Below are 9,995 nucleotides of genomic sequence, written 5' to 3'. Positions count from 1 at the left end.
CCTGACCGCCGCCGTCGACCTGCTCACCGATGGCGGATTCGCCGCCGTCACCCACCGAGCCGTCGCCCAGCGCGCCCACCTGCCCCTGGCCGCCACCACCTACTACTTCGCCTCACGCGACCAGCTCCTGGCCGAAGCCTTCGCCCAGCTCGTCGAAACCGAACTCGGCACCACCCGCGCCTGGATCGCCGACCACGGCCTGGCCGCCCTGCCCGACCAGGTCGCCGAAGCCGACCGCGCCCGCCAGCTCGGCCTGTGGGAGCTCTACGTCCACGCCGGCCGCGACCCCGTACTCCAGCAGATCGCCCGCCGCTGGACCGACGGCTGCATCCGCCTCATCGCCGACACCCTCCACCTCCCGCACACCGACCCCCGCGTACGCCTCCTCTACACCACCATCTCCACCCTCTGGCTCGAACACGTCGTCGAGCAACGCCCCCTCGACGAAGCGCGCACCCTGCTCACCCTCGCCCTCGAAAACGCATTGCCACCCCCGTGACCCCTCCCTACACTGCCCACGTGCTCAAACCCCACTACCCGATCACCACCGACCGCCTCCGCCTGCGCCCCTTCACCCCCGACGACCTCGACGCCGTCCACGCCTGGGAATCACGCCCCGACGTCACCCGCTACCTCTACTGGGAGACCCGCGACCGCGACACCTCCCGCACCCTCCTCGACAAGAAGATCACCCGCACCGCCCTCCACGACGAAGGCGACGCCCTCGACCTGGCCATCACCCTGCGCCACACCGGCACGCTCATCGGCTCGGCCCTGCTCGTCTGGACCAGCAGGCAGCACCGCCAAGGCGAAATCGGCTACGTCCTGCACCCCGACCACCACGGCCACGGCTACGCCCCCGAAGCCGCCCGCGAAATGCTCCGCCTCGGCTTCGCCGACCTCGGCCTGCACCGCATCACCGGCCGCCTCGACGCCCGCAACACCGCCTCAGCCCGCGTCCTGGAAAAACTCGGCATGCGCCACGAGGCCACCCTCATCGACAACGAAATCGTCAAAGGCGAATGGAGCAGCGAGGCCGTCTACGCCATCCTCGAGACCGAATGGGCCGCATGACCATCCACCACCTCGCCCTGGCCTCCGACTGGCACGACGCCCGCACGGCGGGGGAGTACCGCATCTCCACCCTCGGCCGCACCCTCGAGCAAGAAGGCTTCATCCACTGCAGCCGCGACCTCGCCCAGCTGCGCGACGTCCACACCGCCTACTACCGAGACGTCACCGGCCCGCTGCTCGTCCTCGACATCGACCCCAACGGCCTCGACATCCGCATCGAGAACGGCTACCCCCACCTGTACGGGCCGCTGCCGATCACCGCGGTCACCGCCGCCCACCCCTACACCGGCTGACGGCACGGCAGGGGAGAGGCCCCCGCAACCGGCCCGGCGCGCCGCCCGCACAATGGTCACCATGGACACCCGAACGGCGGCCCAGCGCTTCGCCGGCACCTCGCCGGCACCTGGCAGCGCGGCTGGACCCACCACGACGTCACGGCCATCATCGCCCTCTACCACGACGACGCCGTCCACACCAGCATGCCGTTCCGCCCCCCGCACGAGGGCAAACAAGCGATCGCCGACTACATCACATGGTCGTTCACCGGCGAGACCGAACCCAGCGTCACCTTCAGCGCGCCCCTCGTCGACGGCGACCAGGCCGCCATCGAATTCCGCGCCCACACCCTCGACCACGGCCGCCCCATCACCCTGGCAGGCTGCGTCTTCGCCCACTTCGACACCGACGGACTGGCCGTACGCACCCGCGACTACTGGCACACCATCGACGGCCACCAATAAAAGTCAGACGGAAAAGAGCCCCGAACCCTCCGCGGTCAGCGCACCACCCGCAACGGCGCCGCACCCGGACGGCCACTCGCGCTCACAGCCTGCTGCCTCGGCGGCCCATCCTGGCGTGCCATCGGCTCCGGACGCGCCATCTGCTGCGTCTGCTCAGCCGCCTCCGCCCGCCGCTCGGCGCACCCACCCGCGCAATAGCCGTTCGTCACAATCAGCCGCCCCCGCAACGGGGTGTACGACTCCTTGCCGGAAGCGGGCAGGACCCCCTGACACACCTGACATAACACCGACTGGTTCCCCACGTGCTGCTCCTCTCGCGGCGCGAATAGCAGGAGCTCTACCCTAAAACCACAAACCCGGACAAGGACAGCGAATCAACACAAGGTCAAAGCCGCCGTCAACCGCCCGGAGAGCACCGTCACACCGTCGCCGGTGCGGTGCCCGCCGCGGTGAAACCCCCGCTCAGCGCATCGATCGCGCCCCCGTGGATTCTCGCCGCGGCGCCGGATCGGCCGTGCGGGACGTCGAAAAAAGTTTCTCACCAGACTCGCCGTCCCCAGCCGTCCAGGGGAGCGGCCGGTCCATCCGAACATGCGCTACTTGACATAATGTTCATTATCAAGCAACCAGGCACGTCCTGAATAAACCCCAAATCCCCGGGCAGACGCACCAGCATGTCCGCCCTGGAGATCACGACCCCGAGCCTCATCGCGCTCACGGCCGTCATCACCTCAGCCATCATCTGGCTCATCATCCTCGCCGCCCGCCTCACCGAGCGGCCGCGTAATCGTCCCAATCCCAGTATCGATCTTGTCGATCAGGCCCGGGAGCTCAAAGCCCTCGGCCAGATCCAGGAAGCCGTCTTCCTGGTGCGCGGTGAAACCGGCATGAGTCAGCGTGCCGCCGCCCGCTTCGTCAACCGTTTATGACCCCCGCCCCGGGGTGCGACGCCAGAATTCCGCAGCGCTGATTTTAATGCCATACCGAACAGAATGAGGGTTCTGTTCGGTATGGCATTTTTGTGCCTATATCAGCCTGTTGCGTGTTCGATGTCCGGACGTCTCTGTCCCGTCTCAAGCGACCTGCTCGGTGTCTCACTTGATCTGCTCAGGTTCCGTGTTTGTCTCACTTGATCTGCTCGGTGAAGGCCATCTCGTGGGTGCGAGTCAGGTCTCGCGTCTCACTTAACCCGCTCGGTGATCATGGTTGTCTCAGGCGATCTGCTCGGCTGTGCATGTTTGTCTCACTTCATCTGCTCCCTCGGGCACTTTTCTCTGGTGTCATGATCGGCAGGGCGCTAGGGTCTGCGATCAAGGTTGTCCTTGATCGCATCCATGGTGAGGTAATGGGCCGTTCGACGACAGCGGCTGTTGCCGTCCTCAAGTCTTTGTTTGAGATCACCGTCGCTGGTGACAGGCGTGAGCGGACCCGTGGTCCCCTGTCTTCGTTGTGGGATATGCCCTTTGAGCAGGTAGAACCTGCTCGATCGTTTCCGTCGTTTAAGGGGCAGAAGAACTTCACGGGTTTGTGGTGGTCAGCGTCAACGGGCACCCATGTCGGCTATGAGTCGTGGGTGGAGCGCGACGTGGCGATGATGTTGGATTTCCGACCTGATGTGGTCGCCTTCTCCTCTCAGCCGTTCTGGCTGCACTGGCCTGGTGAGAAGCGTGAACGGCGGCATGCTCCCGACTTTTTCGCCCGCTTGAGCGATGGATCTGGGCTGGTCGTCGATGTCCGTCCTGATGATCGCATTCGCCCGGAGGATGCGGAGTCCTTTGAGGCCACTGCTCGGGCGTGTGCGGAAGTCGGTTGGCGGTATCAGCGCACGGGTGGCCCCTCCCCTGTTGTGAGGGCGAATGTTCGCTGGTTGTCGGGTTATCGGCACTCGCGGTGCTTTCATGCGTCCATTGCGGAGGCCTTGGTTGGTGTTTTTCGTGACGGTCGGCCGTTGTTTGCCGGGGCGGAGGCCGTGGGTGACCGCCTGGCTGTCCTTCCTGTCTTGTTTCACCTGATGTGGCGGCAGGAGCTTGTCGCTGATCTGGATGCGGCGGTGCTGTCCCCCGGCACGATGGTGCGTGTGGCGAAGGGAGTGCGGTGATGGGTATGGCCAAGCCCGAAGCCCTGCGGGTGAGTGATCGGGTGACCTTCGAGGGCAGAGCTCAGACGGTCGTTGGCCTTTCGGGCACTGTGGTCCGGCTGGCGGATGAGCATGGGCAGGTCAGCGTGGTCCAACTTGTTCATCTGCTGGCGTCGAGCGGATTTGAGCACTTGGGAAAGTCCGCCCCCACTCCCCTGTTGCCTGCGGGGATGTTGACCGGCTTGCCGCAGGAGGTCGTGGAGGAGGCGATGTGGTGGCATCAGCACATCGTGGAGGTGCTGACCGGCCTTCTTCCGGGGGCTCCGGCGGCTTCGCTGGCTCGCCCTGAATACGATCCGGCGACTCGTCAGCTGACGGAGCGGGAGCAGGCTAAGGGGCTTGAGCTGCGGGAATTGATGGGTGAGGAGATCAGCGAGCATACGGTGCGGCGCAAGCGCCGGCGTTATGAGGCTCGTGGTCTGGTGGGGTTGGTGGATGGCCGCTATCAGCCGTCGCGTTCGATCTATGGGCGGACCGATCCTCGGGTGCTGGCCGCGGTTGGGGTGGCGTTGGAGGAGGCGACTGATCGTTCCACGCGCACGGTCAGTTACCTGCACTGGCGGGTGGAGCAGCTTTTGGTGGCCGAGCATGGCGCCGGGGTGGTGGTGATGCCGGCGCGGGCGACGTTCTATCGGCTGTTTAAGCGGTTGGGTGCGGGTCGGCACACCACGGGGTCGGCGCGCACGCGCCGGTCGCTGGCCAACCAGCCGGATGAGGCGTTCGGTGAGATGACCGCGTCGCGGCCGGGTGAGCTGATGGAGATCGATTCGACGCCGTTCGATGTGTTGGTGCGGCTGGATGACGGTGTGGTCGGGCGGGTGGAGCTGACCGGGATGGTGGATCTGGCCACGCGGACGATCACGGCTGCGGTGTTGCGGCCGACGACTACGTCGTTGGATGCCTCGTTGCTGCTGGCACGGACGGTGACGCCGGAGCCGATGCGGCCGGGCTGGAGCGAGGCGGTGTCGATGGCGCGTTCGGTGCTGCCGCACCGGCGGTTGCTGGAGTTGGATGAGCGGCTGGCGCATGCGGCTGCGCGGCCGGTGATCGTGCCGGAGACGATTGTCTGTGATCGCGGGAAGGTGTTCATCTCCAACAACTTCCGGACGGCGTGCGCGAGTCTGGGTATCAATTTTCAGCCCGCCCATCAAGACACTCCTACCGATAAGCCGCATATTGAGCGGACGCTGGGTTCGGTGTCGACGATGTTCGCCCAGTTCGTCTCCGGCTATGTCGGCCGGTCGGCTGAACACCGCGGGCGCAAGGTGGAAGACGAGCCGTTGTGGTCGCTGCCGGAGCTACAGGAGTTCCTGGATGAATGGATTGTCGCCCGGTGGCAGAACCGGCCGCATGACGGGCTACGTGATCCCTCATCACCGGGACGGACGTTCACCCCGAACGAGAAGTACGCCGCTTTGGTCGAGGCCGCCGGCTACGTTCCCGTCGCGCTCAGCGCGGAGGACTACATCGAGTTGCTCCCGGCGACCTGGCGGGTGATCAACACCTATGGAATCAAGATCAACCATCGGATCTACGACAGCGAGGAGTTGGTTCCCTTCCGGCGCCAGCCTTCGGGCGTCAAGGACAAGAAGGATCTGTGGGAGATCCACTATGACCGCTACGACATCGGCCGGATCTGGGTCCGCAACCACTGGGACGGCGGCTGGATCACCGTGTTCTGGCGGCACCTGAACAGCGCGCCGGCCCCCTTCGGGGAAGTGGCCTGGGATCACAGCCGCCGCGATCTGTTGGACCAGGGCCGCGAGGCGACCGAAGCGGAGATCGCCGACGCCGTCGCGACCTTGCTGAACAAAGCCCACCAGGGCCCCTTGCCTGCCGCTGAAACCGGCAAGAGCGGGCGAAAGAAAAAGAGCGCAAGGTCGAAGCGGGATCAGCAGGTGGTGGCCCGCACTGCTGCGACTGCGAAACCGTCGTGGCCACGGCCGCCAGAGCTCGCACCCGAACCGGTCGGCCAGGTCGCCGATGACACTGGCGTGATCGAGCCCGGCAAGTCCGAGGAGCTGGCCGAGGTCGTGCCGTTGCGCGTCTTTGATGCCCGCGAGGAGGCCAAGAAGTGGTGGTAGCGGATTTCGGCAGCTTCGGCTTCGATGACGAGCGGGCGTTGCCCGCCACGACGCTGGACGGCTGGCGCCAGTTCGTCAACGACGAGCCGCTTGAGTTCACCCTCTTGGCCGATGAGAAGTGCAAGAGCCTGGATGAGGTCACCCGGGCGCAGTATGACGAGGCCCGGATGACCTACCACTCGGAGCTGATCGTCGTGGAGACCTCGGCGGTTCGTCAGGTGGTCCGCGAAGGTCGGCTGCTGACGGTGATGAACAAGCGGGAACGCAGTGCCCGGCGCGGGCTGATCGTGTCCGGTCAGTGGGCCACCGGAAAGAGCACCGCGATCAAACAGCTGGGTCGCGTGCATGAGCTGCTGGTGCGTCAGCGATTCCCTGGCCAAGATCGCATCCCGGTCGTCTACGTCACCGCGCCACCCAAGGGGTCGCCGAAGAAGCTGGCCACGCAGTTCGCGCATTTCTTGGGCATGCCGCCGTTCAAGTCCCGGGCCAATGAGATGGACATCGCCATCGCGGTCTGCGAGGTCTTGACCGAAGCCCGCTGCGACCTGGTGATCTTGGACGAGATCCACAACGTCAATATGGCGACCTCCCAGGGCGAGGACCTGTCGGACCACATGAAGTACTTCACCGAGCACCTGCCCGCCACCTTCATCTACGCCGGCATCAACGTCGAGTCCTCGGGCCTGTTCACCGGGATCCGGGGCCAGCAACTCGCGGCCCGCTGCGTGATGACCAAAACCGGGAAGTTCCCCTACAACGAGGAATGGAAATCCATGGTGGCCACCATGGAACACGCCCTGCGGCTGCACTGCCACGACCCCGGTTCGCTCCTCAAGCAGGCCCGTTACCTGCATAAGCGCACCCGGGGAGTGATCAGCAGCCTGTCACACATCATCCGAGCGTCGGCGATCTGCGCCATCGTGGACGGTCGTGAGGCCGTCACCCGCGAGCTGATGGACACCATCACCGTCGACCACTCCAGCGAGTCCGGGTCCCCGAAAACTCCGCGTCCCCACGATGACGGCGACGCATGAGGATCGCCGTCGCCGGTGATCTGTTTCGGACACGTCCCCGGAGAGCTCTGCCGCGCAAGGTCGTGCCTGTCCATGATGAAACCTTTGCGTCTTTCCTGCATCGACTGGCTCTGCGCAACCACGTGCCTGGTGATGTCCTGCACGCCTACCTGGGCATGGGCCGGCCCCGCCGATTACCTGAGCTGACGGACTTGGCCACGGTCACGGGAGCGTCGCAAACCGTTTTGAGCCACGCCTTACCAGAGCTTCGCGACTCCGCCTCCCGCCACTGCGGCACCACAGCAGGGTGGCCCAACCAGGTCAGACCCGCCTGCCGGCACTGCGTGGCCAGCCGCGGCATCGTTGCCCCGGTGATGTGCTGGATGCGCCCCGAGCAGAGCGTCTGCCCGCGCCACCAGCTCTGGATCGGCGCGGGCGTCACCACCGCGGCCGAGCAACTGGACCTCTCCCGCCTGCCCGAGATCAGCAGAGCCCAGCGCCGGCACCGCAGGATTATTCGCCGCCACGGCCATCAGGTCACGGCTGAGGCGTTCACCGAAGCCACCGACATCGTCGCCGCCTGGACTCAGAACGAGACCTACGACGCCGCCCGTCGGCGCCGTCATGAGATCTTCTACGGTCCTCGCCGCGCCACCCACCTGCACTCATCGGGCCATTACGCCGCTGGTTACCCCGAAACTGTCGCCCTGAGCAGCCTTATCGCCTCCGCGTACTGGCGATCTCTGGCAGTAGGCAACGGCGCCGCTGCCGCACGTTTCTATGCCGAGGTGCAACGTCGTGTCCTGTCGGACTACACCATGGACAGCCTCCAGCACGACCCCGTCAGCCGCTGGGTCGCCCGCAAAGCACCCCGATGGATCTGATCAGCTACAAGGAGTCCCAATGATGACATCATCGCGGAACGAGGAAGAAGAGCTGACCGGTGGAGGCGTCAACCATGTCGTCAGGATCGGCACCACGGTGCGGCGGCCCACGGGCCATTGGACGCCGACCGTTCACGCACTGCTGAATCATCTCGAGGCGGTTGGTTTCACCGGTGCTCCTGCCGGTCACGGACGTGATGGCCAAGGCCGGGAGATCCTCGACTTCCTGCCCGGCCAAGTGCCCGACTATCCGCTGCCCGATTACGCGCAGTCGGACGAAGCCCTGCTCGGCGTTGGCATGCTGCTACGGGGCTACCACGACGCCACCGCCGGTTTCGCCGCACCACCTGACGCCAGCTGGTACTTCTCCCCGCAAAGTCCGGCCGAGGTGATCTGTCACGGCGATATCGCCCCCTACAACTGCGTGTTCCGTGACGGGCACCCGGTCGCGTTCATCGACTTCGACACCGTGCATCCCGGGCCGCGTATCTGGGACGTCGCCTATGCGGCCTACCGATTCGTGCCCCTGGCCGATCCTCGCCGGGAAGACGACATTCCTCCCGTCCAAGAGCAGGCGCGCCGACTGCGCCTGTTCTCCGACGCCTACCGCCTCAGCGACGCCGACAGGAGCGCGCTGGCCAACACCGCGCGGGCCCGGCTGGACCACCTGATCCGTCACATGCACGACCAGGCCGACGCGGGCAACACGGCGTTCGCCGCCCACATCGCGGCAGGAGATGACACCCTCTACCGCACCGATGCCGCCCACATCGCGCGGCACCAAGCCGTCTTCCACACCGCACTGACGACTCCTGCCAGCGAATAGGACCACTCATCGAATACGGCCGCTGACTGCAGGAAAGCAACATCACCGAGCAGATCAAATGAGACGTTGTCCACCAAAAACGCCTCAGCGAGCAGGCCAATTGAGACTCACTACGTTAAGGCGTCTCAAACGACTTGCTATCTGACCAGGTCAGGGCTTCGGGCGGCGAGCAGGTCATTTGAGACAGGACAGTCTCCCTTCCTCGTCCGTGGATCGCCTGGCCGCCCCTCGCCGGTCCGCGCGCCGTTTGAACAGGGCGGATGCATCGTTGTCCGGCCGCGATCGGTGCGGCCACTCCCCCGGGCCGGCGGTGGTGGCAGGTGATCGTCCGGGCGGCGGCGTACCGGAGCGGGATTTTTTGGGCAAAGCGGGTCAATTAGGGCTGGTCAGGGCTTGTTTTGCGCTGATATGTCAGCGGCAGTGGGAGTTTCGTGTCAGCATCGATGCATGAATGGGCCATATGGGACTGCCGAAATGCCTGAGGCCGGTGGGAGCGGCCTGGCATGGCCGGCTGAGTCCTGTGCGTGGCCGCCTGTGACGTCGTCGTCTCCCCCGCTCGGAAAGAAGTCTCGCGTTGCGTATCTTGCTGCTCTGCTCCTCCTTCAACGGCCTGTCCCAGCGTGCGTGGCTGGAGTTGCGCCGGGCCGGTCATGACGTGAGCGTCGAGCTGGCGGTCTCGGAGGAGGTGATGGCCGAGGCGGTGGAGCTGGCCAAGCCGGATCTGGTGATCTGCCCGTTCTTGAAGGAGCGGGTTCCGGCGCGGGTGTGGCGCGGTTTCCGTACGGTGATCATTCATCCGGGGCCGCCTGGGGATCGGGGGCCGTCGTCGCTGGATTGGGCGATCGCCGAGGCCGAGCCGGAGTGGGGGGTGACGGCGTTGCAGGCGGTGGAGGAGATGGACGCGGGCCCGATCTGGGGGTATCGGGTGTTCGCGATGCCGGTGGAGGCGCCGCGTAAGTCGGCGTTGTACAACGGGCCGGTGGCGGATGCGGCGGTGGAGCTGGTGGTGGAGGTTGCTGCGAAGGCGGCGGATCCGTCGTTTCGGCCGGTTCCGCTGGATTACCGCTCTCCCGAGGTGCGGGGGCGGTTGCGGCGGGCGATGCGGCGCGGCGACCGGGAGTTTTCGTGGGAGGAGTCGACGGAGGAGATCGTGCGGCGGGTGCGGGCGGCCGATGGGGCGCCGGGCGGGCTGGCGGTGCTCGGTGATGTGCCGGTGCGGGTGTTCGACGTGTATCGG

11 protein-coding genes are annotated in these 9,995 nt (G+C 65.9%); all 11 read left to right on the top strand.

What is annotated here, in order from left to right; genetic code table 11:
* Positions 1-499 (top strand): TetR/AcrR family transcriptional regulator (locus tag EJK15_RS64210; protein WP_138720076.1); only part of this gene is annotated, 499 nt, incomplete at its 5' end.
* A 20-nt stretch (positions 500-519) separates the two neighbouring features.
* A complete protein-coding gene (locus EJK15_RS64205) occupies positions 520-1,074 on the top strand; it encodes a GNAT family N-acetyltransferase (protein ID WP_138720075.1) in 555 nt (184 codons plus the stop codon).
* Positions 1,071-1,367, top strand: coding sequence for a DUF952 domain-containing protein (locus tag EJK15_RS64200; RefSeq protein ID WP_171075325.1), 297 nt, complete (start codon positions 1,071-1,073; stop codon positions 1,365-1,367). Before EJK15_RS64205 ends, EJK15_RS64200 begins: the two co-directional genes overlap by 4 nt.
* A gap of 147 nt (positions 1,368-1,514) precedes the next feature.
* Positions 1,515-1,814 (top strand): nuclear transport factor 2 family protein, encoded by a 300-nt coding sequence (locus EJK15_RS64195; RefSeq protein ID WP_138720073.1) that lies wholly within the window; start codon positions 1,515-1,517, stop codon positions 1,812-1,814.
* Positions 1,815-2,488: 674 nt separating this feature from the next.
* Entirely contained in the window at positions 2,489-2,743 is a 255-nt protein-coding gene (locus EJK15_RS64190) for a hypothetical protein (RefSeq protein ID WP_138720072.1), read from the top strand.
* A gap of 353 nt (positions 2,744-3,096) precedes the next feature.
* Positions 3,097-3,912 (top strand): TnsA-like heteromeric transposase endonuclease subunit, encoded by an 816-nt coding sequence (locus EJK15_RS64185; protein WP_206062139.1) that lies wholly within the window; start codon positions 3,097-3,099, stop codon positions 3,910-3,912.
* Positions 3,912-6,035 carry a Mu transposase C-terminal domain-containing protein gene (locus EJK15_RS76955; protein ID WP_138720071.1) on the top strand — a complete coding sequence of 708 codons (2,124 nt, stop codon included), beginning with the start codon at positions 3,912-3,914 and terminating at the stop codon, positions 6,033-6,035. The genes EJK15_RS64185 and EJK15_RS76955 overlap by 1 nt, the downstream gene beginning before the upstream one ends.
* The gene (locus tag EJK15_RS64175; protein ID WP_138720070.1) at positions 6,026-7,069 is read left to right on the top strand and encodes an ATP-binding protein; all 1,044 of its coding nucleotides are present in this window, start codon (positions 6,026-6,028) and stop codon (positions 7,067-7,069) included. Before EJK15_RS76955 ends, EJK15_RS64175 begins: the two co-directional genes overlap by 10 nt.
* Positions 7,066-7,932: a TniQ family protein gene (locus EJK15_RS64170; RefSeq protein ID WP_138720069.1), complete on the top strand. Its 867-nt coding sequence runs from the start codon at positions 7,066-7,068 to the stop codon at positions 7,930-7,932. The genes EJK15_RS64175 and EJK15_RS64170 overlap by 4 nt, the downstream gene beginning before the upstream one ends.
* Positions 7,933-7,951: 19 nt before the next feature.
* Positions 7,952-8,758 carry a phosphotransferase enzyme family protein gene (locus tag EJK15_RS64165; RefSeq protein WP_240778018.1) on the top strand — a complete coding sequence of 269 codons (807 nt, stop codon included), beginning with the start codon at positions 7,952-7,954 and terminating at the stop codon, positions 8,756-8,758.
* Positions 8,759-9,332: 574 nt separating this feature from the next.
* A partial coding sequence (locus EJK15_RS64160) for a formyltransferase family protein (RefSeq protein ID WP_338089966.1) occupies positions 9,333-9,995 on the top strand: 663 nt, incomplete at its 3' end.

Source organism: Nonomuraea basaltis (assembly GCF_005893125.1).
Lineage (GTDB): Bacteria > Actinomycetota > Actinomycetes > Streptosporangiales > Streptosporangiaceae > Nonomuraea > Nonomuraea basaltis.
This window is presented reverse-complemented; position numbering and strand designations above follow the sequence as displayed.